The sequence below is a fragment of the Stenotrophomonas sp. STEN031 genome, from assembly GCF_056759975.1.
This window is the reverse complement of record NZ_JBRREA010000004.1, coordinates 124,809-151,235: the sequence shown is the minus strand read 5'-3', so window position 1 is coordinate 151,235 and position 26,427 is coordinate 124,809. Positions and strand designations below refer to the sequence as shown.

The 26,427-nt window shown below is 64.3% G+C and carries 19 protein-coding genes and 1 riboswitch; of the genes, 9 read left to right on the top strand and 10 right to left on the bottom strand.

All coding sequences use genetic code 11. The annotated features are described in order from the left end of the window. Positions 1–79 precede the first annotated feature (79 nt). Entirely contained in the window at positions 80–1,360 is a 1,281-nt protein-coding gene (locus tag ACVOLQ_RS03105) for a sensor histidine kinase (RefSeq protein ID WP_481527030.1), read from the bottom strand. Beyond that, complete coding sequence (locus ACVOLQ_RS03100) at positions 1,357–2,049, bottom strand: response regulator transcription factor (RefSeq protein ID WP_481527029.1); 693 nt, start codon at positions 2,047–2,049, stop codon at positions 1,357–1,359. Before ACVOLQ_RS03100 ends, ACVOLQ_RS03105 begins: the two co-directional genes overlap by 4 nt. Positions 2,050–2,216: 167 nt before the next feature. On the opposite strand from ACVOLQ_RS03100, the gene ACVOLQ_RS03095 reads away from it, so the two are divergent. The 7 genes from ACVOLQ_RS03095 to ACVOLQ_RS03065 all read left to right on the top strand — a co-directional run bounded on the left by ACVOLQ_RS03095 (position 2,217) and on the right by ACVOLQ_RS03065 (position 11,310). Further along, the gene (locus tag ACVOLQ_RS03095) at positions 2,217–3,947 is read left to right on the top strand and encodes an ArnT family glycosyltransferase (RefSeq protein ID WP_481527028.1); all 1,731 of its coding nucleotides are present in this window, start codon (positions 2,217–2,219) and stop codon (positions 3,945–3,947) included. Positions 3,948–4,163: 216 nt separating this feature from the next. Beyond that, entirely contained in the window at positions 4,164–4,940 is a 777-nt protein-coding gene (locus ACVOLQ_RS03090; protein ID WP_481527027.1) for a phosphatase PAP2 family protein, read from the top strand. Then, entirely contained in the window at positions 4,937–6,592 is a 1,656-nt protein-coding gene (locus tag ACVOLQ_RS03085; RefSeq protein WP_481527026.1) for a phosphoethanolamine transferase, read from the top strand. The genes ACVOLQ_RS03090 and ACVOLQ_RS03085 overlap by 4 nt, the downstream gene beginning before the upstream one ends. A 239-nt stretch (positions 6,593–6,831) precedes the next feature. Next, on the top strand, positions 6,832–7,266 hold the full coding sequence (locus ACVOLQ_RS03080) for an EamA family transporter (RefSeq protein ID WP_481527025.1): 435 nt from the start codon (positions 6,832–6,834) through the stop codon (positions 7,264–7,266). 68 nt (positions 7,267–7,334) lie between these two features. Further along, positions 7,335–9,350, top strand: a complete 2,016-nt coding sequence (locus ACVOLQ_RS03075; RefSeq protein WP_481527024.1) for a M2 family metallopeptidase — start codon at positions 7,335–7,337, stop codon at positions 9,348–9,350. A 283-nt stretch (positions 9,351–9,633) separates the two neighbouring features. Continuing rightward, positions 9,634–10,860: a hypothetical protein gene (locus tag ACVOLQ_RS03070; protein WP_481527023.1), complete on the top strand. Its 1,227-nt coding sequence runs from the start codon at positions 9,634–9,636 to the stop codon at positions 10,858–10,860. A gap of 57 nt (positions 10,861–10,917) precedes the next feature. Beyond that, on the top strand, positions 10,918–11,310 hold the full coding sequence (locus ACVOLQ_RS03065; RefSeq protein ID WP_481527022.1) for a hypothetical protein: 393 nt from the start codon (positions 10,918–10,920) through the stop codon (positions 11,308–11,310). A 119-nt stretch (positions 11,311–11,429) separates the two neighbouring features. On the opposite strand, the gene ACVOLQ_RS03060 is transcribed toward ACVOLQ_RS03065, so the two are convergent. From ACVOLQ_RS03060 to ACVOLQ_RS03035, 6 genes are all read right to left on the bottom strand, one after another. Beyond that, complete coding sequence (locus tag ACVOLQ_RS03060) at positions 11,430–13,349, bottom strand: energy transducer TonB family protein (protein WP_481527021.1); 1,920 nt, start codon at positions 13,347–13,349, stop codon at positions 11,430–11,432. Then, entirely contained in the window at positions 13,346–14,746 is a 1,401-nt protein-coding gene (locus ACVOLQ_RS03055) for a hypothetical protein (RefSeq protein ID WP_481527020.1), read from the bottom strand. The genes ACVOLQ_RS03060 and ACVOLQ_RS03055 overlap by 4 nt, the downstream gene beginning before the upstream one ends. Positions 14,747–14,750: 4 nt before the next feature. Then, positions 14,751–15,506, bottom strand: a complete 756-nt coding sequence (locus ACVOLQ_RS03050; protein WP_481527050.1) for a PP2C family serine/threonine-protein phosphatase — start codon at positions 15,504–15,506, stop codon at positions 14,751–14,753. 2 nt (positions 15,507–15,508) lie between these two features. Continuing rightward, entirely contained in the window at positions 15,509–16,189 is a 681-nt protein-coding gene (locus tag ACVOLQ_RS03045) for a vWA domain-containing protein (protein WP_313172965.1), read from the bottom strand. 640 nt (positions 16,190–16,829) lie between these two features. Then, positions 16,830–17,246, bottom strand: a complete 417-nt coding sequence (locus ACVOLQ_RS03040; RefSeq protein ID WP_313172964.1) for a hypothetical protein — start codon at positions 17,244–17,246, stop codon at positions 16,830–16,832. Positions 17,247–17,325: 79 nt separating this feature from the next. Next, entirely contained in the window at positions 17,326–18,546 is a 1,221-nt protein-coding gene (locus tag ACVOLQ_RS03035) for a multidrug effflux MFS transporter (RefSeq protein ID WP_481527019.1), read from the bottom strand. 346 nt (positions 18,547–18,892) lie between these two features. After that, positions 18,893–19,001, top strand: a riboswitch (glycine riboswitch). 112 nt (positions 19,002–19,113) lie between these two features. On the opposite strand from ACVOLQ_RS03035, the gene gcvP reads away from it, so the two are divergent. Next, positions 19,114–21,978 (top strand): aminomethyl-transferring glycine dehydrogenase, encoded by a 2,865-nt coding sequence (gcvP, locus tag ACVOLQ_RS03030; protein WP_481527018.1) that lies wholly within the window; start codon positions 19,114–19,116, stop codon positions 21,976–21,978. Positions 21,979–22,346: 368 nt separating this feature from the next. Here gcvP and ACVOLQ_RS03025 read toward each other — a convergent pair whose 3' ends face one another. Both ACVOLQ_RS03025 and ACVOLQ_RS03020 read right to left on the bottom strand, forming a co-directional pair. Then, the gene (locus ACVOLQ_RS03025) at positions 22,347–25,010 is read right to left on the bottom strand and encodes a M1 family metallopeptidase (protein ID WP_481527017.1); all 2,664 of its coding nucleotides are present in this window, start codon (positions 25,008–25,010) and stop codon (positions 22,347–22,349) included. An 81-nt stretch (positions 25,011–25,091) separates the two neighbouring features. Further along, the gene (locus tag ACVOLQ_RS03020) at positions 25,092–25,823 is read right to left on the bottom strand and encodes an AraC family transcriptional regulator (RefSeq protein ID WP_313493631.1); all 732 of its coding nucleotides are present in this window, start codon (positions 25,821–25,823) and stop codon (positions 25,092–25,094) included. 169 nt (positions 25,824–25,992) lie between these two features. Here ACVOLQ_RS03020 and ACVOLQ_RS03015 point away from each other — a divergent pair, with 169 nt between their 5' ends. After that, a complete protein-coding gene (locus ACVOLQ_RS03015; RefSeq protein ID WP_481527016.1) occupies positions 25,993–26,403 on the top strand; it encodes a hypothetical protein in 411 nt (136 codons plus the stop codon). The last annotated feature ends 24 nt before the right edge of the window (positions 26,404–26,427 follow it).

Below are 26,427 nucleotides of genomic sequence, written 5' to 3'. Positions count from 1 at the left end.
GTGCCGAGCCATGCTCGGCAGGAGCCTTCCCCGGTAAAGCCCCAGCGCAGCATGGCTGCGCTCTACAGATAATGCGCTCCTAGCGCGGCCTGGAACTCCCCATATCCAGGGTGACCCGCGTGCCCCGCTCCGGCTGCGAATGGATCTCCAGCTTCCAGCCCAGGTGATCACACAAGCGCGCGATCAGGTCCAGGCCAATTCCAGCGCCAGGGTTGCGCTCGCCCTTGGTCATCCGCGCATACACCTGCGCAACTTCTTCCGGACTCATGCCATGGCCGGGATCATCGATGGTCAACACGGCATTGGCGGATATGCCGAGTCTTACCACGCCACGATCACTGTTCTCGATGGCATTGCGCAGCAGGTTGCCAACCGCCGCCTGCACCACCGCCAGCGGCGCGAGCAGCTGGCACGGAGCACGTTCCAGCAGCACCAGTTCCAGCTCCTTGCCCTTGGCCAGGTAGCGATGGTCTTCGATGATTTCCGGCAACAGTTCATCCAGGGCTACCAGTTCACTCATCGCGGCCAGTTTGGCCGGGTCACGCGCAAGCACCAGCAGCAACTGGATCAACTGTTCCATGCCGGTCGATGTATTGCGCACGCGCAGCAACTGCTGGCGCGCCCTCTCCGGCAACCCCGGCTGCTCCAGCGCCAGCTCGGCGGCACCGGTGATCACCGCGATCGGCGTACGCAGCTCATGGCTGGCGGTACTGATGAACGCGCGCTCGCGTTCGACGAAATGTTCGTTGCGCTGCAGGTAATCGTTCAAGGCACCGGCGATCACCTCCAGTTCGGTGCTACCACGCTTGTCCACCCGCACCTGTTGCCGGCGACGCTCGGGACTCAGCATGGCGATGTCCTGTGCGAGCACTGACAAGGGCCGCACCAGGCGGTTCATGCCCACCCAGGCCATCAGCAGGGTCACCAGCAACAAGGCCACGCCTGCAAGCAATGCCCAACGCGTGACGAAGTGTTCAAGTTCGCCGAAGTCGGAGATATCCAAGGCCAATACCACCCGACCGAAATCGCTGGTATCACGGATCATTACCGCCGTGTCCTTGCCATCGAGCAATGCACCATCATGCAAGCCCGGCTTGAGCCCGGCCAGGCTTTCCGGGATGCCTGCTGGCTGCTGTGCCGCGTAAAAACGCAACGTGTCCGAATCCTGCCAATGGTAGCTGGGGTCGATGCGCATCTGGCCGATGATGCTGTCCAGTTCGGTATTGAGCAGCGAGCGCCACACCGCGTGCTCGGCATGTTCGTGCACATAGTTGGCCGCGCTGAACACCGCCAACGTCACCAGCGCGACATACGCGGCCAGCCAGCCGAGCAGCTTGCGGCGCAGTGTGCGCCGCTTCATGACGGCACGGCCGCTGCGGGCGCGGACAAGCGGTAGCCGACACGCGGCAGGGTCTGCAGCAGCTTCTGCTCGAACGGGCCATCGACCGCACGCCGCAGCTCATAGATATGCGACCTGAGCATGTCGCCATCCGGTGGTTCGTCGCCCCATAGCGCATATTCCAGCTGGTCCCGGGTCACCGCCGCCGGGCTGGCCCGCATCAGCACTTCCAGCAATTTGCGGCAGGCCGGATACAGGTGCAGCACCTGTCCACCACGCTGCGCCTCGAACGTGGCCAGGTCCAGCTGCAGATCGTGCACTTCCAGCAGCTTGCGCGGATTGCGCCCGTGCGTGCGTGCCAGCACCGCTTCCAAGCGCACTTCCAGCTCCGGCAGCGCGAACGGCTTGGTCAGGTAATCATCGGCGCCGGCGCGGAAGCCTGTGATCTTGTCTGGCAGCTCGTCGCGGGCAGTGAGCATGATCACCGGCACTTCGGAACGGAAGTCCTCGCGAAGTTTGCGCAGCACCTCCGGCCCTTCCATACGTGGCAGCATCCAGTCCAGCAGGATGGCATCGTAGTTCTGGGTACCGGCCAGGTGCAGGCCGGTGATGCCGTCCGGGGCCACATCGAGGGTATGCCCACGCGCTTCGAAATAATCGAACAGGTTGGCGATCAGATTGCGATTGTCTTCGATGACCAGCAGCCGCATGCGGGCATGACCTTGCTGCCCCGGGCCGAGGCATTACCGACGTATCCTAGCGCCGCTGCCGTCGAATTGTCGTCGGAACGCGCTGCAACCACTCGCCATTCCGGTTTCGACGTGTTTCCAACGCCAATTGCGGCATCATCCCGCCAGTCTCCGCTACCGAGCCCTCCGTGCGCCCGAATCCGCCCCGCTCTTCGTCCAACAGACTGTGGTTCGCCATCCTGATCGCGCTGGTCATCGCCAGCCTGTTCGCCGGGCTCGGCATGCGTTCGCCGCAACCTCCGGACGAGCCTCGCTTCGTGCTCGCCGCACGGCATATGGTCGAGACCGGGCAATGGCTGTTGCCGCACCGCGGCAGCGAGCTCTACGCGGAAAAGCCGGCCACCTTCATGTGGATCCAGGCCGCCACCTACAAGCTCATCGGCGATTGGAACCTGTCCTTCCTGGTGCCCTCGTTGCTCGCCGCCCTGCTCACCCTGTGGCTGACCTGGGACATGAGCCGGCGGCTTTGGAACCGCCAGATCGCCCGCTATGCGGTCATCGGGCTGTTCGTCTGCATCCAGCTCGGGCTGATGGCCAAACGTGCGCAGATCGACATGGTGCTGGTCGGCATGACCACGCTGGCGCTATGGGGGCTGGTGCGGCATCTGCTGCTCGGCCCGAACTGGTGGGCGCTGGCCTTGGCAGCCTTCGCAGCCGGCGCCGGCACCGTGACCAAGGGCGTAGGTTTCCTGCCCTTGCTGATGCTGCTGCCGTGGATGGCCTGGCGCTGGCGTCACCCGCAGGCCCCAGGCCCGGGTCGCAGCTGGGGCTGGTGGCTGCTGCTGCCCGCCTTTCTGGCGGGCACAGCGATCTGGCTCGGGCCGCTGGCCATTGCCTTGTTGCAGAACCCCGAGCCGCACCTGCAGTCTTATGCCAAAGAACTGCTGTTCAAGCAGACCGGCACCCGCTACGCCAACGCCTGGCACCATCACCAACCGTTCTGGTACTACCTGCAGGTGATGGCGACGTTGTGGCTGCCGGGCAGCCTGCTGGCACCGTGGCTCCTGCCAGCCTGGTGGCGCCGTTGCCGCCGTGCCGATCCACGCTACCTCCTGCTGCTGGGCTGGGCACTGCTGGTACTGCTCTTCTTCAGTGCCAGCCCGGGCAAGCGCGAGGTCTACATCCTGCCGATGCTGCCAGCCCTGGCGGTAGCTGCCGCCCCATTGCTACCAGGCCTGTTGCGACGCACCGGCGTGCGCTGGCTGCTGTTGCTGTACGTGCTGCTGCTGGCCATGACCACCCTGGTGGTCGGCTATGGCGCCGTCCATGGCGATGGCTGGGCCCAGCGCAACGCGGTCAAGCGTGCGATCGATCCGTGGGTCTTGCCGCAGGTCGGCTGGTGGCTGATTGGCTTCGGTACCGCCTCGCTGCTGCTGGTAGTGACATTGCGCCTGCGCCGCGCGGGGCTGGCGGTGGTGCTGTGCACGGTGCTGCTCTGGGCCATGTACGGCCTGGGCGCGATGCCCGCACTTGATCCTTACAGTTCGGCATCGCTGGTGATGGGCAAGGTGCGCGAGCGCATCGGCCCGGATGCACAACTTGGCATGGTGGCCTGGCGCGAACAGAACCTGCTGCAGACCGACCCCCAGGCCACCGATTTCGGCTTCAAACGCCCGCTCGCCCAGCAATGGGAGGACGCGGCGCGATGGGTAAGTGAAGATCCGCAGCGGCGCTGGCTGTTCGTGCTGGACAAGGCCATGTCGCCCTGTGCCGATCGCAGCCAGATCATCGACATCGGCAGTGCCAATCGCAACAACTGGCAGCTGCTGCCCGGCACCGCCCTGCGTGCGGACTGCGTTGCCAGGACCCATGGTGTTGTCGCCGGTGGCGAGGATGCACTGGAAAGCGACGGCGATTGACGCCAGCCCATCGAGGCAGGTTTGCTGACACCGGCGCACCGAAGCCTGCACAGGCGTGGCCATGCCTCTTTGGCATGGCCGCTCTTACGATCAAGGCGTCGTAACCATGCCCGCGACGAAACTGAAGCACTGACAAAATAACGACAACGTTCCGACCGGTCTCCGACACAAGCCGGCACAGCATGGCCGCACCCAGCCTGATGGTGCCCCTGCTCCATGTTGCAACCGCCCACGACCACCACCCTGCAACCCGTTGCCGAGCGCGGCCGCCTGAGCTTTGTCGCACGTACGGTGTTGTTGCCGCTGCTGTTCGCCGCCCTCGGCAGCTTGCTGCTGATGGCCGGCAATGGCGATCAATGGCTGGCTGACCAGCTGTTCCGCTGGCAGGGCGGCGAATGGCTGTACAAGAACGCATGGTGGACCAGCCACCTGATCCATAAGGGCGGCCGCAACCTGACCTGGTTTGTCGCGCTGCTGGTCATGCTCGCGCTGATCCGCAGCTGCGTCGACGTGCGCTGGCGGCCGCTGCGGCGGCCGCTGGGCTTCCTGCTGTCCTCGGTGGCGCTATCCACCAGCATCATCGCGCTGCTCAAGTCCTGGACCCACATGGACTGCCCCTGGGACCTGGAACGCTATGGCGGCCTGCGCCCCTTCATCGGCCTGTTCGAGCAACGCCCGGTGGCACTGGGCCATGCCGCCTGCTTCCCGGCCGGCCATGCCGGTTCGGGCTACGCCTGGGTGGCGCTGTTCTTCTTCATGTTGCAGGTGCGCCCGCAATGGCGTTGGCCGGCACTGAGCGTTGCCCTGCTGGTCGGCATGGTGTTCGGCCTGGCCCAGCAACTGCGTGGCGCCCACTTTGCCTCGCATGACCTGTGGTCCCTGACGATCAGTTGGCTGGTCGCCACTGCCCTCTATCTGTGGCTGTTCCCGGCATCTGCATCAACCACATCCCTGTCGCCCGCCGTTCCTGGCACCCTTGGAGAGAACGCATGAGCGTCGCTGTCCCCCGCCCTGCCAGAGTGCAGTTCTCCTGGTCGCGCCTGCGCAACTGGCGCCCCGAGATCAGCACCGAGGCCCTGATCCTGTTGGCCAGTGTGTTTTTCGCACTGGTCTGCAACACCCTGTTCTGGCGCAGCGCGATCGCCACCAACCCGAGCAGCATCCTGTTCGCGGTGTCGCTGTTTGCGTTGCTGGTGAGCGTGCACGCAATCCTCTTCGGCCTGCTGGTCTGGCGCTGGAATGCCAAGGTCGTGCTGACGGTGTTGTTCATCACCACCGCCTTCGCCACCCATTACATGAACAGCTACAACGTCTATCTGGACGCGGACATGCTGCGCAATGTACTGGCCACCGACCACAAGGAATCACGCGAGCTGATGACGCCGGCATTGCTGCTGCCACTGCTCGGCTACGGCCTGCTGCCGACCCTGTTGCTGTGGCGCGTGCGGCTGCGCAAGCGCAGCTGGTCGCGCACATTGCTGTGGCGTATTGCCTTCCTGCTTGGCGTCATCGTGGCAGGCGGTGCCGGAACGATGCTTTCGTTCCAGAATATCTCCGCATTGATGCGCAACCACCGCGAGGTGCGTTACCTGGCCACGCCGGTCAATTACCTGATCGCGCTGAAGCAGAACCTCGCCAGTGCCAGCCCGATGCAGAAGCAGCCCAAACTGCCGCTGGGCACCGACGCCAAGGCCCTTCCTCGCGCTGCGGGCAGCAAGCCACGCCTGCTGGTGCTGGTGGTCGGCGAAACCGTGCGCGCACAGAACTGGGGCTTGAACGGCTACGCCCGCCAGACCACCCCGGAACTGGCCCAGACCGGCGTGATCAACTTCCCGGACATGCACTCCTGTGGCACCAGCACCGAAGTTTCACTGCCGTGCATGTTCTCGCCGTTTGGCCGCCACGATTACGACGAGAAGAAGATCCGCGCCCACCAGTCCCTGCTGCACGTGCTGGAGCACGCTGGCATCGCCACGCTGTGGCGCGATAATCAGTCCGGCTGCAAGGGCGTCTGCGAGGGGCTGGACATCCAGCGCCTGGACGATGCGACCACACCGGGCCTGTGCGCCGATGGCCGCTGCATGGATGAAATTCTTCTGGAAAATCTCGCCACGCAGGTCCGTGCCAAGCCCGGCGATCGCGTACTTGTCCTGCACCAGCTGGGCAATCACGGCCCGAGCTACTTCCAACGCTATCCGGCGCAGTTCCGCCAGTTCGCACCCACCTGTGACACGGCGGACCTGGGCAAGTGCAGCCGCGAGGACATCGTCAACAGCTACGACAATGCGATCCGTTACACCGATCATTTCCTGACCCGCACCATTGCCACCCTGCGCGGCATGGACGACTACGACACGGCAATGATCTACCTGTCCGACCACGGCGAATCGCTCGGCGAAAAGGGGCTGTACCTGCACGGCGTGCCGTACGCGATTGCACCGGAAGAGCAGACCCGCGTCCCGATGGTGATGTGGTTCTCGCCGGGCTTCGCCGCCGACCGCGGTCTGGACATGAGCTGCGTGCGTCATCGCGCTGCGCAGCGCAGCGACCAGGACAACCTGTTCCCCTCGGTGCTTGGACTGATGCAGGTGCAGACGTCGGTGTATGACCGATCCCGGGATGTATTCGCCGGGTGTGCGGGGTGATGGATTGATTTGAGGGATTTGGCAGTCCTCCTTCTCCCGCTTGCGGGGGAAGAGCCTGTCCCCGCGAAGGCGGGGATGCCCGAAGAGCCTGCCCCCGCGAAGGCGGGGGGCGGATGGGGGGAGCTGTTGCAGTTGCTTGCTTTACGTTGCTGTCATGATCCGTCAGCTTCGCGGCTTACGCCGCTCCTACAAACAAGCCGCTCCCACAAATAGCGTGTTGCCCCCAACGAGGAGCTTCCATGGCCACCTTCCCGCAATGGCTTCCCTGGGCACTACTCTCCGCAGTCTTCGCGGCGCTGACCGCGATCTTTGCCAAGCTCGGCCTGCAGAACATCGACTCGGACATGGCCATGCTGCTGCGCACGCTGATCATCAGCGTGGTGCTGGCGATGTTTGTCGCCGCCACCGGCAAGTGGAGCAATCCGCTGCAGCTGCCCGGTCCCACCGTTGCCTGGCTGGTGCTGTCGGCACTGGCCACCGGCGCCTCCTGGGTCTGCTATTTCCGCGCCCTGCAACGCGGCCCGGCCGCGCAGGTGGCGCCGGTGGACAAACTCAGCGTGGTGCTGGTGGCGGTGTTCGCCGTCGCCTTCCTGCACGAGCGCCTGGCATGGCGCGAATGGCTGGGACTGGCCATGATCGGTGGCGGCGTGGTGCTGATGGCCCTCAAGCGCTGAGCTTTCCCCACTTGCGGCCCGGCCGCCGCCCCACTAGCCTTCGCCGTACTAACATCTTGGGGTCTGCTGTGAAGAATCGTCATTTGGTCCTGGCCGCCGCCATTGGCGTGGCCGTGCTCTCGCTGGCTGCCTGTAAAAAGGACGCCGCCACCGAAACCGCCAAGCCGGCCACCACCCAGGCCGCACCGGTCGAAAGCGCCGACCAGTTCATCGCCCGCGTCAATGCCGAGTACAAGGCCATGTACCCGGAGATGACCTCGGCGCAGTGGCTGTCCTCCACCTATATCAATGACGATTCCGCACGCGTCGCGGCCAAGGCCAACGAGCGCTGGCTGACCGTGCTCAATGGCTGGATCGAGCAGGCCAACAAGTACGACGGCCAGCCGATGAGCGCCGACACCAAGCGCGCCATCAGCCTGCTCAAGCTGATGACCTCGATGCCCGCCCCGCGCGACCCGCAGAAGCTGGCCGAACTGGCCGGCATCGCCACCAAGCTGGAAGGCGATTACGGCGCCGGCACCTACTGCGTGGGCGAAGGCGACAACAAGAACTGCCGCCAGCTGGGCGACCTTGAGAAGGTGCTGGCCACCTCGCGCGACTACGACAAGCAGCTCGATGCCTGGCAGGGCTGGCAGTCCACCGCCGTGCCGTCGCGCGCCAATTACCAGCGCTTCGTCGAACTGGTCAACGAAGGTGCCCGCGAACTGGGCTATACCGACGCCGGCCAGATGTGGCGCAGCGGCTACGACATGCCGGCCGACCAGGTTGGCCCGGAAACCGACCGCCTGTGGGAGCAGGTCAAGCCGCTGTACGAGCAGGTGCATTGCTATACCCGCGCCAAGCTGGACAAGGAATACGGCAAGGACAAGGCCGAAGTGGGCGGCGGCATGATTGCCGCGCACCTGACCGGCAACATGTGGCAGCAGGATTGGAGCAACCTGTGGGACATGACCGCGCCGTACCCGAACGCGGGCAGCCTGGACATCACCGCCGCGCTGGAAAAGCAGTACCAGACCAACCTCAGCGCTGCGCTGGCCAAGGCTGGCGGCAGCGATCCGGCAAGCCGCTTCAAGGCACAGCGTGAGGCCGAGCTGGTCACCGCCCGGCAGATGACCGAGCGCGCGCAGGACTTCTACGTCTCGCTGGGCATGCCCAAGCTGCCGGAGAGCTACTGGCAGAACACCCAGTTCATCAAGCCGCTGGACCGCAACGTGGTCTGCCACGCCAGCGCTTGGGACATGAACATGGGCGGCGACGGCAAGGATGTTGGCCCGGACGTGCGCACCAAGATGTGCATCACCCCGAACGAAGAAAACTTCACCACCATCTACCACGAGCTCGGCCACATCTATTACGACCTGGCCTACAACCCGCTGCCGCCGTTGTTCCAGGGCGGTGCCAACGACGGCTTCCACGAAGCCATCGGCGACACCATCGTGCTGGCGATGACGCCGAAGTACCTCAACTCGATCGGCCTGGTCGGCGCGCAGCAGGAAAGCCGCGAAGCCACCATCAATGCGCAGATGCGCATGGCGATGTCGGGCGTGTCGTTCCTGCCGTTCGGGCTGATGATCGACCGCTGGCGCTGGGGCGTGTTCGACGGCTCGATCAAGCCGGACCAGTACAACCAGAAGTGGTGGGAACTGAAGGCGCAGTACCAGGGCGTGGCCCCGGCCAGCGCACGCGGCGAGGAGTTCTTCGACGCCGGTGCCAAGTACCACGTGCCGGGCAACACCCCGTACCTGCGTTACTTCCTGGCGCGCATCCTGCAGTACCAGTTCTACAAGGGCCTGTGCGACGCGTCCGGCTACACCGGCCCGCTCAACGAGTGCAGCTTCTACGGCAACAAGGAAGCCGGGCAGAAGTTCTGGGCCATGCTGAGCAAGGGCTCCAGCCAGCCGTGGCAGGCCACGTTGAAGGAACTGACCGGCACCGAGAAGCTCGACGCCGGCCCGATGCTGGAATACTTCGCACCGCTGCAGGAATGGCTGAAGCAGCAGAACGAAGGCCAGATGTGTGGCTGGCAGGCAGCGGCACCGGCGGCTGCACCTGCCGCTGCACCGGCACAGCCTTCGGCACCGTAAGCAGACCCGCGGGTCATGCAAGCAAAGGGCGCCATGATGGCGCCCTTTGCCTGTCGGCCCTGCAGACATACAAAACAGCAGCAACGACCAGAGCCGCGCGCGAACGCAAAGGACGCCACGGTCCAGCATCCGCGCCTTGACACATTGGCATGCCATGGCATGGTTATCCACGCACTTCGGGGAAACAGAAATACAATTCCCCGCAGGTTTTGTTGCGCTGGCACCAGCACACGCAGCAACGCCAGAACCACATGGATGAGCGGCGGCCACGCCAAGGATGAACATGGGCAGCAGAAACACCGCAACAGACAACCGCATTGATGCCACACTCACCGGGCCAGGCAGCTATCCGCTGGACCTCACCGGCGCAGGCAGCCACACCTTGGTGCGTACGCTTGGCGTAGGCAGCCTGGTGATTGCACCTGCCGCAGCTGCAGGCAAATCCGATCTTCAGGTTGCCCCTGATCTCCGGATCAACTGGGCAGTCTTCAATCCGTTCGCCACGCCCGCTGGGTCCCCCTGGCCACGGGTGATCCATTACACAGGCGCGGATCAGAGCATCTTCGAATGGGCCCGCCAGCGTCCCATCGAGCAGCTGACCTGGGTGCCTGTACTCGATACGGACACCGTAGTCGATGCTGCCCAATCCAACATCCGCACCTTGGCGATTCAACTGGACCACGCTGAAGCCAGCCTGCAGCTGCTCCTGCCAGGGCAGGAAATCGCGGCAAATCTCCACCTCAGTGTCTCCGGCGATATCAGTCGCTTCTCGACCCTGGGGCAACTGCCCCGCTCCCTGTCGCTTGCCCCGGATACGGGTTCACGCAGGCAAGCCACTGTTTTCGAACTGCCGGACATGGGCGAACTGCATGACGTCCACGACCTGATGCTGATCAACACGCCGATGGCACGCCCGATCTCGCTGAAATGCCTGTCGCGCTTCATGCATCTGAAGTCGCTGAGCCTGTATGGCAATTTCGTCGATCTTGAAGCGCTTGCAGCACAGCCGCAGCTACAGAGCCTGCAGCTGCGCTACATGCCGTCATTGGCAGGCCTGCCAGCACTGAGCTGCTGGCCCGCGCTGGATGGTTTGATTGCCTTCAATGTCGAAGAAGCTGCAGGCAAGCGCCTGCGTCAGCAACTGAAGGCACGCGCCCAACAGCGCCCGTGGACCGGACATGCGTCGGTCTCGCAGCTTCGCGAAGCCAGTTGGTGGGAAAGCGAATTCGGCCGCCCCTTTTCGGCGTGGCCAAAGCGCTTGGCGAAGCAGGCCAATGAAGCGTTCGATGCAGCTTTGGCGGCATTGAGAGCTGCACAAACTCTTGCCGAAGGGGAAGCTGCCCTTACCCGTTTCACCATACACTTCAATACGCTCAAGGGCATCGAAACCTCCGAACGCGACGACCTCGGCGAGGCGATCTGGCAGCTCGGCCGTTCCGAGCATGCCCTGCGCCTGGGCGTGAACGATGATCTTGCACAGCAATGGTTCGATGCAGCGCGTGACTATTGAGCAGGACTGCGGACAGCAGCCATCTCGCCCCTTCCTCTCTTGATGCATTGAAACGGCTTGGAACATGCACGCAACTGGAGCCAAGAATTGATACCGCTTCTCATCCTTGTAATGGCTTTCATTGTGGCGGTGATCACCATCTGCCTCCCGACTTCCCGCAATCCCATCGAATGGTCCGGCCCCAGGATTCTCGCGGACGAACTGTCAAAGCTTGGCATACGACGGGACAATATCTCCCGTGATTTCTACGAAGAATGCACGAGCATTGCCGAACATGCTGCAACGACTAAGAGCACCAAGGCATCACGGCAGCAGGCGTTCATAGCCGAGCTACGGAGAATCGCAAACATGCTGGAAGTGTGGCAGCGCGATCCTCGACACCCCATGTTCTCAGCCAACGGGCAAGAGCCGAACATCTACCGCGCGCTCTTCGAACGCCACGGACTGTAACGGTCCGCAAGCACGGCTCCCCGCCGTTCTTGCAGCGACACCACACTTCTTCGATTTCGCCGGGCCTTGGCCACACGATGCGCTGTAGCGGGGAACCGAGCGAATCTTGATCAACGGCCCTACTCCGCCCTGAATACCACCGGCAGATGCAGCGTCACTTCATCCACATCGGCTGCCGCTTCCCCAGGGGAGACACGCCAGCCCAAGGCAGCTTCGCGGGCGGCACTATCCAGCAGTGCATTGCCGCTGCTCTGGGCGATGCTGACACCGCGAACCTCACCGGAACCTGCCAGCCGGATTGCCAACACCACCCTGCCACCCGCTTTTTCCTTCCAGGCGGCGGCGGGATAGCGCGCCGGATTGAAACGCGCCTGGCGTGCCAACAGCTCCTGCAAGTGCTGCACGGCGAACGGCGAAACCGGGCGTGGTGTCGGCACCGTGTCCGCTGCCGCCACCGGCTCCCTGCCCGGCACCATGGGCGGTGGCGGCCAGCCAGGGATCTCCTCGACCGGCACCGGCGATTCGAAGCGCAACTGGACCCGCCGCCGCTCGCCCTTCGCGGCGATAGGCGTCAGCGCTTTCCAGCGCCGCGCCGACCACCGCACCGCGTCATCCAACGCCGGGTCGCCGCTGCTGCGCTCGACCAGGACCGAGCTGATGCTGCCATCGGCCAGTACATCAACCGCCACCAGCACGCTGCCACCACTGCTTAGACCCGATGGCGGCAGCACGACCGGCCGCTGCTGCTGTTCAAACCCGGCGGACGGCAGGTCAACCCGCACCAACGCCTCCGTAGCGTGCGCAGGCAGCCCCCCGGGAGGCGTTGGTCGCGGCGAAGGCAACAAGCCCTTGCCGGTGTGCACGAACTGCGGTGCGGGCAGCGCCTGCTCTGCAGATGCCGTCTCTCCCGCTTCAGTCGGGGTATCGCCATCTACCGGCGCGGTCGTACCGTTGATTGCCGCAGCACGCGCTTCAAGAACGCTCAGACGCGCGACCGAGGCCCGTGGCAACAGGCTGGTGCCTATCCGCATATCCGATTGAAACAGCATCTCATCGCTGATCGACATGCGCATCGCAGAGCGACCGGATGCGGCCGAACGCCGCAGTTGATCGGCAATCAGCAACGCTCCCAACGCCACCTCTTCGTCGGCATCCACGATGGTAGCCGCATAACTGGACCAGAACTCGGCAGACCTCGGTGCATAGCCAAGGATGGCCTCCTGCAGCCGAATCAGCTCGATGAGTTTTTCATCCAGCACCCCGTCGTCGTCCGCCGTTGCATCCTGAGCGGTGCCACGCTCGGCCTTCAGCCGCAACGCAAACGCAAGCACCGTCATCTCCTGCACGAGCACCCGCCGTCCGGCGATATCCACCTCGGGTACCGCCTGCCACATCGCCCTCAGCGCTGCATGCCGCTCCCGGCTGAGCTTTCCTTTTGTTTCACGGCCCTCCGGTATGTCGAAGGTGGCATTGAACCTGTCCCGCGCGGCGTTGAACGCCTCGCGGTCGCCGCCAATACGCACTCCGGTGCGCGCCCATCGCTGCAGCTCTTCCAGTCCCGCATCTACCCCCAACTGATCCTGGCGTGCAGCAGCCCTGGCCAATGCATGCACCTTTCCAGCCGCGTCGCGCTCGTAGCTGCTGCGCGAATACCATTCGGGCATCTCGCTGCGCCTGGCTGCAGATGAAGCGGTTGCCACATCCACGCTCTGCGCCGCGCCCTCCGCAACCCTGACGTAGGGAGACAAGCGGGTGGCAAACAGCATGAAGGCAAACCCAAGCCCCACGACCAGCGCCGCGCCGGCATACGCATGGGACTTGTCCTTGATTGCCACACGCAGCAGCGAACCTACCGAAACCAGGCTACCCACCAGCACGCCGGCACGGAACGCAGCCCTCCCATCCGGCAATATGCCCGTGGCGAACAGATGCCCGATCCACTCGACGCCGCCATAGATGTAAACGCCCACCCAGCCAGCAAACACCGTCACCATCAGCAGCATCAGCAGCGCGACGAATATGCCGATGGCAACTTTCATGGACGCTTGCTCAGAATCAGCACGGGCACGCACACGATGAACAGCAGCACCGCCGCCAACAGCAGGCCGCTCTGGAAGCCCAGCCCCAGCGTCAACCACCAGCCCGGATCCTTGTCCGACAGGTAGTCACGATAGGCCGCCATTCCCCAGGTGGTTGCCCAGCCCAACAGCACCGGCCCAATGACCGCAAAAAACACCCGCATACCCAGCCCAACCGGCTGCGTCGCCGGTGCCGGTGTTGCCGCGGTCAGGGCCGCCGCCACATTGGGGGTGGCGGCGCGGGTACGGCGTGGTACACGCGCAGCTTTCGTGCCGGTGGCAGTCGCCTGCCTTGCCCGCGACTGCGCGGCACGCGCGCTGCTTGCCAGCAACTCGGCACGCGCACAGCCTGCACACGGCAGGCCGCTGAAATGTTGATGCGCGCCGTCCTTCGCACATTTCACCAACAAGCCGTTGCTGCGACGTGCATAGCGCAGCAACAACGATGACCATTCCGCCGCAGCCGGGCGCCGCCGTGCCTGGCTGGCGAACGCACGATCGAACATGTCACGCAGCTCGGCCGGGAACGCCGCATGGCCACTGACCGGCGAAGGCAGTATTCGCGTCTCGCCCTTGCCCTGTGCATAGGGATAGAGATGGGCCGCAATCCGCCCAGGCAGATCACTGGGCAATGTCGCCCCGTTGGGCCGGCCGCTATAGGGGTGCAGGCCCGAGTTGAGCAGTTGGAACACCATCACCGCCAGCGCAAATCGGTCCTGTGCCTCTTCCTCGCCGGCGACAACGCCGCGCTGTTGGAATTCGGCAGCCAGGTAATCGGTAGTGACCTGTTCGGAAAGAAAACGTTCGCCCTTGCCCTGGATGCTGAAGCCATCGCAATCCAGCATCGCGATGAACAGGGACTTGCGATAGAAGCGCACATTGAGCGGCTTCAGGTCCACCACGTAGTGCTGGCGTTCGTGCAGCGCTGCCAGCATCACCGCCAGATTGGCGGCCAGGGTCATCTTCGGGCCCAACGCGGTAGGCAGCCCTTCTTCGCGCGCCTGCCGCTCCTGCAGCACATGTTCCAGGTCGCTGGTGGCTGCCACATCCAGCACCGGCATGGTGAAGCCCAGGAAGCCGCCCGCCTTGTCGCGCAGCAAGCCGGTAGGCCAGGCAATCTGCACCTGGCGCACGCCCTTGTCCTCGACATCGGGCAGGTCCGGGCGCAGCTCCAGCATCGCCCGCACTTTGCGTTCGTAGACCTGACCGCCCTTGTTGGAATGGTAGAGCTTGGCAACCTCCAGCGGGCGTTCCTTGATCAGGAACACACTGCCCGCTCCACCGCTCTTCAGCAGCCGGCCCAGGGTCAGCGCCGTACGCTGCTCGTCGTAGATGAGGTCGCCGGCTTGCGCAGCCATGCGCCTAGGCCGGCAACGCCACCAGCAACGTCTTGTCGTCGCCGGTGATGTGATCGGTACGTGGATCGGCCAGCGTCGCCTGCAAGGCCTGGCTGCCATGCGTGGCATCCACGCCGCCCAGGTAGCGCAGCACCGGTGCGATGAAGGGTTGGAACAAACCGCTGCCATCGCGCGTCATCGCAAACGGCTGCACGCCATCGGACATCAGCACAATGGCCTGCACGCTGCCGGCAAACCGTGTCAGACGCAACTGCTCGCGCCAGTTGCCGCCGGTGACGAACCAGGTCTCGTTGGCATACTCGCCATTGGCTGGCAACGACACCGCCGCCGGCTGCGGCGGCGCGAACTCACAGGCCGCGACGCCATCACCCACATGGAAAAACCAGCCACCGCGCGCGTCCGCCACCACACCTACCAAGGTGCAGGCGTGGTCGGCGAGCGTCAACTGACGTGCCGCCGCCATGGCGGCCAGCTGCTCACGCGCCACGACGAGTGCCGCCTCGATGATCGTCCTGACCGCATCGACTTCCAGCCCGGCAGGATGACTGCCCAGCTGACGGTGCGCGGCTACCGCGGCCACCACCGCCGAAGACACCAGCCCAGCCCCCGCATCACTATGCGAGGCCGAGCCCGCGCCGTCGCAGACAGCAGCAACCAGTACGCCGCCGACACAGGAGGATGCATAGGCATCCTGGCAGGGCTGCCCACGATCAAGATGGGAGCGCCCCGTGGCCGATGCGGCCATCACCCGCCAGCGCATGTTCAAACCGACACGTGCGACCAGCTGTCCGTCGACGGCAGCTGTACCTGGCCACCGGGGGTCGAGTTGGACACCACCCGCATGCTGGCACTGAGCCACATGAAAAGTTCCTTGAACTGCAGCCCCTGCAGCCGCTTCACGCCGCGCTCGCCGTTGCGGCTGAACTGACCGAGCACGCCGATGTCGGCGTTGCCTACCCCAATCGGAAACACCGCCACCTTGTTCGCCTGTTCGGCATCGCGGCAACGTTCTGCCACCGCCTCCCAGGCGTCAGTGGGATTACCATCGGACATCAGGAACAGCCATGGCCGTGTATAGGCCACGCCGGCCTGGCGGAAGCGGGCTTTTTCGTCTTCGATCTCCTGCAGCGCCAGTTCCACCGCCGCACCGGTCGGCGTGGTGCCATTGGCGGAAAGCTCCGGCGCGCTGAAATCCATCGCATCGCACCAGTCGCCGGTGACCGCCGCGTGGTCCATGTCGCCGTACTCGATCAGCAGCACGCGCACGCGCTTGGCGGCGATCACATCGCCTTTGAGCTCCTGCTCCAGCAGCTTCAGCCCGGCATTCAGCTGCGCAATGGGCGCCCCGCTCATGCTGCCGGAACAGTCCAGCACCAGAATCAAGGGGGTACGCTGCTCGCTGTTATCAACCAGCGAGACATCGGGAATAGCTGCAACAGACATCGGGTGTGCCTCCATGCTCAGGGGACGTCGTGGCAGGATTATAGCCACAACGGCGCCTGCGACTTTTTACGCCCCACTACCGAGCCCGCACAGGCCTGCGGCTGCCGCGGAGTCTCCAGACGGCTCCCACGTTCAAGGAACAAGCAAGTCGATGACGCTTCTCACCCGCCTGCCGTGCGCAATGCCAATACTGCTGGTCCTGATGGCATGCAGTTCCACACCTGCTGGTAGCCCGTCGCCTGCGGATGCCGCCGCCATCAGGGAGAACTGCGCGCTTGCCAGGGAAAGGCAGAACCCAATCGCCATCACCCACTGGTGCGACAGATCAGGGAAGCCTTGATATCCGACGATGCTGCGGCCAAGGCGTTGCCCTCTGCCGAATTCCGCAGTGCACGCCGCTTGCCCGCGCGTATTCCCCGTAGTGCCGAGCCGTGCTCGGCAGGCTTCACCGATGGAATAAAGCAGGACCTCGAACCAGCCTTGGCAACAGTTTCAGCAAAGGCCAAGCCCCGCTGCGGTGGGGGCTCTGTACGTGTGTCGCGGCCTACGCCGCTCCCACAATGGATAGCGCAGATTGTGCCGTTTGCAGACGACAAGGGCGCCAACGGCGCCCTTGTCGGTTTCAAGCTTGCGCGCAGCCTCAATGCGTACCTGCCGCCGCCTTGCCGGTCACACCCAGCTCACCGGCCAGATTGCGCTTGTAGGTATCGAAGTCGATGCCCTGCTCGGCCGCTTCCGCGTGCGCGGCGTCCTTGAGTGCATCCGAATACATCAGCCGTACCGGGGTGTCGTTGTTCTCATGCCATTCGGCGGCCTGCATGATCAGCGCAAGTACGCGTGCGGCACTGGTGGTCTCGCCGGCAATCTTGCCGTCCATGCCCAGCACCCATTCACCATCGCGGCGGACGATGCCGGCCAACAGCGCACGGTGCTGGTCACGCAGCTCGGCATGTGGTTCAACCTTCGCCTTTGCCGGCGGGTTGGCCTCGGCCTGGTTGCGCTCGCGCTCGGCCAGCTTCTTCTTCGCCTCGCGGCGGCCCTTGGATTGGATCGACATCGTTGAGTACTCGTGAACGGTCGCCGGTGATGGCGGCGACGCTATTGTCGCTTATGGAGGTGATGACGCGGTGGTGGACTCAGGGTTCGGCCGCCGCACGCTGGGCGCGCAGGCTGTTGCGTTCCCATTTCCAGGCCGCTGCGCTGGCTACGGCAAACAGGCCTGCGCCGATCGCCAACCACAGCCCGCTACGGCTGAGCAGCGGCGACAACAGTCCAGCGATGATGGAATTGGTCAGCAAGGTGCTGAAGGCCTGCATGGAGGAGGCTGTACCGCGCTGGCGCGGGTACATATCCAGGATCGCCAGGCTGAGGATCGGGAAGATCAGCGCCACCCCGAACGAACTCAATGGCAGTGACAGCACCGCCCATGGCACGCTCATCTGCGGTGCCAGCGCGTTGTAGCCGATGTTGTACAACGTCGCCACGGCAATACAGCCGTAGCCGATGCGCACCGCGCGCGCGCCGTCCATGCGCCCGGCCGCACGCCCCGAGGCATAGGCACCCAGGGCCATGCCGCCAATGGTGGGGATGAACAGCCAGGCGAACTGGCGCTCGTTCAGCTGCAACAGATCCAGGATGAAGGCCGGTGCCGAGGCGATGTACAGGAACAAGCCGCCAAAGCCAAACGAGCCCGCCGCCGCCAACCGCAGGAAGCGTGGATTGCGGGCGATGCTGATGTAATCGCGCAGCAGGCGTGCCGGATGCAGGGACAGCCGCGCATGCGGCGGATGGGTTTCCGGCAACCAGGTCATGGTGATCAGCAACAAGGCCGTGGAGAACGCCACCAGGAACCAGAAGATCCCCTGCCAGTTGCTCCAGCCCAGCAGCCAACCGCCGATGATCGGGGCGATGGCCGGGGCGATGGAGAAGATCATCGAAACCTGGCTCATCAGGCGCTGCGCATCATCGCCATCATAGAGATCGCGGATGACGGCGCGGCCGATGATGTAACCCACGCCGGCCGACAACCCCTGCAGCGCACGGAAGAACAGCAAGGTCGTCATGTCGGTGGCCAGTGCACAGCCGACCGAGGCGGCGATGAACACCGCCAGCCCGCCCAGGATCACCCGCTTGCGTCCCAGCGCATCGGACAGCGCACCGTGCACCAGGCTCATCAGCGCATAGGCCAGCAGATAGACACTGATCACCTGCTGCATGGCCAGTTTGTCGGCGCCCAGATCGGCGCCGATATGGGGAAATGCGGGGAATACCGCGTCGATCGCGAACGGACCGAACATCGAGAGTCCGCCGACCAGTATGGCAATCCGACGCAGCGAGACCTGCTTGCTTGCTTCCATCAGTTTCAACGACCAGCAACGGCACCGGCAATGTCCGGTGCGGGGTGGGAATTCAGAATGAACAGGGCCAAGGCCCAAGGCTGTGCCGCGCGACCGGAAGACTTATTGTCCGGACATTTAGCCGGATTGACCAGCGACTTTGGAGTCGCCAGGCCAACGCCCGCAAGGCGCGATCCCGGAACCGGGAGGTAGATGGTAATCCAAGCCGCCGCGCGGGTCTGCCCCGGACCTTTACCGGGCCATACCGGGCTATAATCGGCGGGCTGTACGAACACGGTGGGAGAAGCGGTTGACCCCGCTGCCGAAGGCGCAAACGCCCGTAATCGCTCAGGCCCGATACCACCTGCATCAAAACTCTGGAGAGACCGGTTCAATCCGGCGCCGAAGGTGCACGAAGCGCACGATCCTCGTCGCGTCGCTTCCAAACTCTCAGGCAAAAGGACAGAGGGGCGCGAGGCAAGCCTTTGGCTTGCCGACTGTGGTGGCGCGCGTGCGCGGCACCCGGACGGCAGCAGGGTAAGCCTGGCTCACCGCCCCTGCCCTGCATGCCTTCTCCGGACGTCAGCCATGACCCAGAACACCTCTTCGCTGCGCGAACTCGAACACCACTCCGCGTTCGTCGACCGCCACATCGGCCCCAACGACGCTGAAATCGCGCAGATGCTGCGCACCGTTGGCCATGATTCGCTCGAAGCACTCACCGACGCCATCGTGCCGGGTTCGATCAAGTCGCCGGCGCCGCTGGCGCTGCCCGAGTCGCTGACCGAAGTCGACGCGCTGGCCAAGATCCGCGCCATCGCTGACAAGAACAAGGTCCTGCGCAGCTTCATCGGCCAGGGCTATTACGGCACCCATACGCCGAACGTGATCCTGCGCAACATCCTCGAGAACCCGGCGTGGTACACGGCGTACACGCCGTACCAGGCAGAGATCTCGCAGGGCCGCATGGAAGCACTGATCAACTTCCAGACCATGGTCGCCGACCTGACCGGCATGGAGATCGCCAACGCCTCGCTGCTGGACGAAGCCACCGCCGCGGCTGAAGCGATGACCCTGGCCAAGCGTTCGGCCAAGTCCAAGTCCAAGGTCTTCTTCGTGCAGGACAGCGTGCACCCGCAGACGCTGGAGCTGCTGCGCACCCGCGCCGAGCCGATGGGCATCGAGCTGCTGATCGGCAAGCCGGCCGAGGCGCTGAGCGCTGATACCTTCGGCGTGCTGCTGCAGTACCCGGACAGCCTGGGCAACATTGGCGACTACAAGGCGCTGGTCGAGGCCGTGCACGCCCGCCAGGGCCTGGTCGCCGTCGCCACCGACCTGCTGGCACTGACCCTGATCGCCGCTCCCGGCGAATGGGGCGCTGACATCGCCATCGGCAACAGCCAGCGTTTCGGCGTGCCGTTCGGTTTCGGCGGCCCGCACGCCGCCTTCATGGCCTGCCGTGATGCCTACAAGCGCTCGATGCCGGGCCGCCTGATCGGCGTCTCGGTCGATGCCGAAGGCAAGGCCGCTTACCGCCTGACCCTGCAGACCCGCGAGCAGCACATCCGCCGCGAGAAGGCCACTTCCAACATCTGTACCGCGCAGGTGCTGCTGGCGGTGATGGCCTCGATGTACGCCGTCTACCACGGCCCGGAAGGCCTGCAGCGCATTGCCCGCCGTACCCACCGCCTGGCCGCGATCCTCGCCGCCGCATTGCGTGGCAAGGGCGTGGCGGTCGGCAACGACTTCTTCGACACCCTGCACATCACCGGCGTTGATTCGGCCGCATTGAAGGCCAAGTCCGAAGCCGCCGGCATCAACCTGCGCATCATCGATGTCGGTTCGGTCGGCATCAGCCTGGACGAAACCGCCACCCGCGCCGACGTCATCGCACTGGGCCAACTGTTCGACGCCAGCGTCGATGTCGACGCACTGGATGCCAGCACCGCCGACGCGCTGCCGAAGGCCCTGCTGCGCAGCAGCGAGTTCCTGACCCACCCGGTGTTCAACACGCACCACAGCGAGCACGAAATGCTGCGCTACCTGCGTTCGCTGGCCGACAAGGACCTGGCGATGGATCGCACCATGATCCCGCTGGGCAGCTGCACCATGAAGCTCAACGCCACCGCCGAGATGATCCCGGTGACCTGGCCGGAATTCGCCAACATCCATCCGCTGGCACCGGCCGACCAGGCGCAGGGCTACAAGGAACTGATCGACGGCCTGGAAGCGATGCTGGTCGAGTGCACCGGCTATGACGCAGTGAGCCTGCAGCCGAACTCCGGCGCGCAGGGCGAGTACGCCGGCCTGCTGGCGATCCGCGCCTACCACCGCTCGCGCAACGAAGGCCATCGCGACATCTGCCTGATCCCGGACTCGGCGCACGGCACCAACCCGGCCTCGGCACAGATGTGCGGCATGACCGTAGTTGTGACCAAGACCGACAGCAACGGCAACGTCGATGTCGAAGATATCCGCCGCAACGCCGAGAAGTACAGCGACCGCCTGGCCGCGATCATGATGACCTACCCGTCCACGCACGGCGTGTTCGAGGAAGAAGTGGTCGAGATCTGCGAGATCATCCACAAGCACGGCGGCCAGGTGTACACCGACGGCGCCAACATGAACGCCCTGGTCGGCGTGGCCAAGCCCGGCAAGTGGGGCTCGGACGTGTCGCACCTGAACCTGCACAAGACCTTCTGCATCCCGCACGGCGGCGGCGGACCGGGCGTTGGCCCATGTGCGGTGAAGTCACACCTGGCCCCGTTCCTGCCGGGCAAGCTCGGCGACAACGGCCCGGTCGGCATGGTCAGCGCCGCCAGCTTCGGCAGCGCCTCGATCCTGCCGATCAGCTGGATGTACATCACCCTGATGGGCACCGCCGGCCTGCGCAAGGCAACCCAGGTTGCGCTGCTCAACGCCAACTACATCGCCAAGCGCCTGGCCCCGCACTACGCCACGCTGTACACCGGCCGCAACGGCCTGGTGGCGCATGAGTGCATCCTCGACGTGCGTCCGCTGGAGAAGACCTCCGGCATCGGTGCCGAGGACGTGGCCAAGCGCCTGATCGACTTCGGTTTCCACGCCCCGACCCTGAGCTTCCCGGTTGCCGGCACGCTGATGGTCGAGCCGACCGAGAGCGAATCGCAGCACGAGCTGGACCGTTTCATCGACGCGATGATCCAGATCCGCGAGGAAATCCAGGCCATCGAAGATGGCAAGCTCGACCGCGAGGACAACCCGCTCAAGCACGCCCCGCACACTGCCGGTGCAGTGTCGGCCAGCGAGTGGACCCATGCGTATCCGCGTGAGCTTGCTGCCTTCCCGCTGCCGTCGCTGAAGCTGCAGAAGTACTGGCCGCCGGTGGCACGCGTGGACAATGTCTACGGCGACAAGAACATCATGTGCGCCTGCATCCCGGTGGATGCGTACAAGGAAGATGTCGAGGCGTGATCGGGGCTTGAATGCCTGATGCGTAAATGAAAACAGCCGGCGAAAGCCGGCTGCTTTTTCTGTGTCGATTGGGGAGCTGGAGCGCCGGGTTTTCCTGGAGCGGTGCCAACAGCAAGTGTGGAAGGCTTCTGCTTTGGCTTCTGCTTTGGCTTCTGCTTTGGCTTCTGCTTTGGCCTCTGCTTTGGTTTTGGTTTTGGTTTTGGTTTTGGCTTTGGTTTTGGCTTCCGCTCTCCCTTCTCCCGTTTACGGGAGAAGGTGCCCGAAGGGCGGATGAGGGGGATTTTGACCTTGCTTAGCTAGAAGCTTCCCCTCACCCCAACCCCTCTCCCGTAAACGGGAGAGGGGCTTCAAGCAAACAGCTGCAGCTTTCAATATCCCTTCTGCTTCAACCACGCATCCACCTGCGGCTTGCGCTCCGCGCGCAGCCGCAGCTTGGTCTGGATACCGGCAATCACCGTCTCGGCATCACGCCGCGAGGTCGGCGCGATATGCGCCTGCGCAAATGCCTTGATCTTGTCCACCATCTGCAGGTTGTCGGCGCTGCGGCCCAGGCCCGGGTAATAACGCGCACGCGACGTGCTGTCGACCAGGGTGTCCACCTTCTCGCGATGGGCAACGGCAAAGTCGAACGCCAGATCCGCATGCTCGCGCGATACACCGCCAATCATGCCCGCGCTGTTGGTCGCACCCGGCTCATCGGTCAACGCCATGTCCAGTGCACGCTGCGCCAGCGCCTTGTCCTTGGCCACCGCCAGCAGCGCGTAGTACTGGTCACGCACCATTGCCGAGGTTTCCTGCTTGGCCAGCGTGTGCAGCTTGTCCCAGGTTGCCGCGTCGGCATTGTGCGCCACCACACCCAGCACACTGCTGCGCAGGTCCGGTGACAGCGAATCAGGCTTGGCCAGGAAGGAATCAAAACGGCGCTGCGCTTCTGCTATCACCTCCGCGTCATCCAGATCCGCCAAGGTATCGATCAATCCACTGCGCAACTCCTTGGTCTGTGCCGAGTCGCTGTCCTTGCCGTCCCAACCCAGTGACTGCAGCACTGGCGACAAACGCGAACGTGCGTAACTGCGGAAAGCGGCCTGCCGCACGGTATCGCCATCGAACATCCCGTCGATGCCGCTCAGTGTGCCGGAGGCCATATCCCAGAGATCGATGGGCGCGTCGGCGCTGATCTTCGCGATCAAATCCAGCAGGTCTGCATCGGGCTGCAGGCCCGCTGCGGCCAGCGCGCTGGTATCCATCATCACACCCAGCTGGTCGACCACCGGCAGCTTGTCGAAGCCTGCGCTCAGTGTCTTGAACTGCGTCGGCGCATACAAGGTGCGGTAATAGCCCTTCTGCCCGGCATTGACCAGCAGCGGACCACTGCAGCCCGGCAGCTGCACGTTGGTATCGCCGTCGACCAGCGTGTGCACCACCTCGCCGTTGCCCACGCGCAGGCTTACCGGCACGCGCCAATGCAGCGGCTGCTTGTCCTTGCGGTCGATGGTGTACTCGCCCTGGCTCAGTTTCACCTGGGTATTGCCGGCCACGCAGCCGCTGCTGGCGCGGATCAGCGGCACACCCGGCTGCAAGGTGAAATCATGTGCCACCTCGATGAAACGCTTGCCCGGTGCGGCCTTGTCGATCTCGGCCCAGAGATCATCGGTGACTGCGTTGCCGTAGGCATGGGCTGCGATGTAACGACGCACACCATCACGCCAGGCATCGGCGCCCACGTAATCCTCGAACATCGAGATCACCGCCGCGCCCTTGCCATAGGTGATGCCATCGAAGGCCTGGCTGGCCTGCTCCACCGTGGCCACATGCTGCACGATGGGATGGGTGGTGACATAGGCATCGCGGCCCATCGCGCCGCGGCTGGTGTGCGCGGCATCGACATTGTTGATATCCCACTCCGGATGCAGCTTACGGGTGGTGCGGCCTTCCATCCACGAGGCGAAGCCTTCGTTGAGCCACAAGTCGTCCCACCACGCCATCGTCACCAGATTGCCGAACCACTGGTGCGCGATCTCGTGGGCGGCAATCGAGAACACCGCCTTCTTGTCCGACACACTGGAGACCGCCGGATCCAGCAGCAACGCATACTCGAAGGTGAAGATCGCGCCCCAGTTCTCCATCGCGCTGAAGAACTGGCTGCCACCCGGCGCTGCGATGTTGTCGAGCTTGGGCAGCGGATACTTCACTCCGAAGTAATCGTTGTACTCACGCAGCACCTCGGCGCTGCCTTCCAGCGCGAAGCGCGCCTGCTCGACCTTGCCGGTCTGCGCAATGACGCCGATCTCGGTGTCGCCTTCCTCTACGGTGGCGCGTTCGAACTCGCCGCTGGAGAAGAACAACAGATACGTCGACATCTTCGGAGTGGTCTGGAACACCACCTGCTTGAGCCCCTTGCCCAGCGTCCTGCTGCTGGCCACCGGCATGTTGCTGATCGCCATTTCCGCTTCCGGCACGTTGACGCTCAGGTCGAACGTTGCCTTGAAGCCGGGCTCATCCCAGGAGGGAATGAAGCGCCGCGCATCGGAATTCTCGAACTGGGTGAACAGTGCGCGCTTCTTGCTGCCATCGGCCACCGGGTAGTCCAGGGCGAACAGACCATTGGCCTGGGTGTTGATGGTGCCGCTGTAATCGATGGCCAGTGTGTAGCGTCCGGGCACCAAGGGAGCGGCAACGGTGAAGCTTGCGGTCTGGTTGGCCTCATCGACACCGACCGTGGTCGGCAGCGTCTTGCCGCCGCCAGCGGGCTGCAGATGGCTCTTGCCAAAGCGCATGCCCGCCGCCTGCAGCACGATGCTTGAGGTTGGCTGCAGCACTTCCAGGTCGATGCTCACCTTGCCATCGAAACGCATCTGCGCTGCATGCGGGGTGATCTGCACCCGGTAGTGCTCAGGCCGTGCGGTGCGTGGCAGCTGCGTGGTGATTTCACTCTGGCTCACTCCTGCCGCAACAGGTTCGGCAGCAAACACGGCCGGCGTGGCTGCACAGCAAAGGGCAAGACTGATCGCGACAACAAGGGAACGGCGCATCGAAGCTCCTGACGGACATGGGCTGGATGCCCAGCAGATCCCATCATCTGCCCGACCGCCGCCGCCCAACACTCCCGGAAGTCATATCCCTGCGCGCGCTGTTTCCTGTAATGCCCGCTCGGCGATCATCGCCCGATACTGGCGTGGTGCCATGCCGACCTCGGCCTTGAATTTGCGGGTGAACGCGCTTTGATCGCTGAAGCCGCAGGCCTGGCCGATGCTGGCCACACTGTCCTCGCCATGCAGCAGGTGCAGCGCGATCTGGATGCGCAGGCGGGTCAACACCTGCTGCGGCGTCATCTGGAATACCTTGCGGAACGAGCGCTCCAGTTTGGACAGCGAGAAGCCGGTGATATCCAGCAGCGTCTGCATGCGCACGTTCTCGGCGTAGTGCGTGTTGAGGTAATCCAGCGCCAAGCGCAGCGGCTCGTACTGCGACTCCAACCCACCGCGCTGGCCGAGGTCACGCGAGATGCCGATCAAACCGACCACCTTGCCGTTCTCGACAATGGGGCGCTTGCAGGTCAGGCACCAGCCCGGCTGCTGGTTGGGGAACAGCTGCAGTTCCATCACGTTCTCTATGACCTCGCCAGCCAGCACCCGCGCGTCCTGCTCGGTATAGGCCTCGCTCATGCCCACCGGGTACAGCTCGTCGGCCCGCTTGCCGATCGCATCGTTGCGCGACTTCATGCCCAGCCGCTGCATCATGGTCATGTTGACGTGGGTATAGCGCCCTTCGCTGTCCTTGGCGAAGAACAGCACGCTGGGAATGGCGTCGAACAGGGCTTCGATTTCGGCGGGATCAATACGCATCGGATCAGTCAGGCGGGCAGCGGGGGCGTGCCCAGCCATTCTAGCCAGCCGTGGGGGCTACAGCGCTGGCCATAAGTACCTGGCCAAGAACGCTTCCGCCAAATGAAGAAAAGTCCCGGGTTTGCATTGCCTGCATCATCGGGCACACCTGCACCCGGATCCTGCCCCGATGAGCCAAGTCATTCCCCCCAATCAGTATGCAGTTGGCCAGCTGTGGGCCTGCCAGGGCCGTCATGACGGCGAGCGCCCCACCCTGCTGATCAACCGCATTGACCAGCATCCCTTGGGCGGCGGCAATATCTACCATGTCACCCTGGACGCGCTGCAGATCCGGAACCCCCGCTTGGCCGAGGGCCTCATGACCCAGCTGGCGCATGCCCCGGTGACCGAGCAGACCCTGGCCCGCAGTCAACTGCAGCTGATCGGCCGACGCGACCCGGATCCGGCGTACCTGCAGGGCTATGGGCAATGGCGCGAGGCCTTTGGTGCCGGCAACGCGGGCTCGTTCGGCGTCAGCATTGCGACCATCCTGGAGATCGTCGAACGGCAGCTCAACGGCATCCCGCTCGATCAGCCCTGACGGCGGGCTTTCCGACGCTGCCAA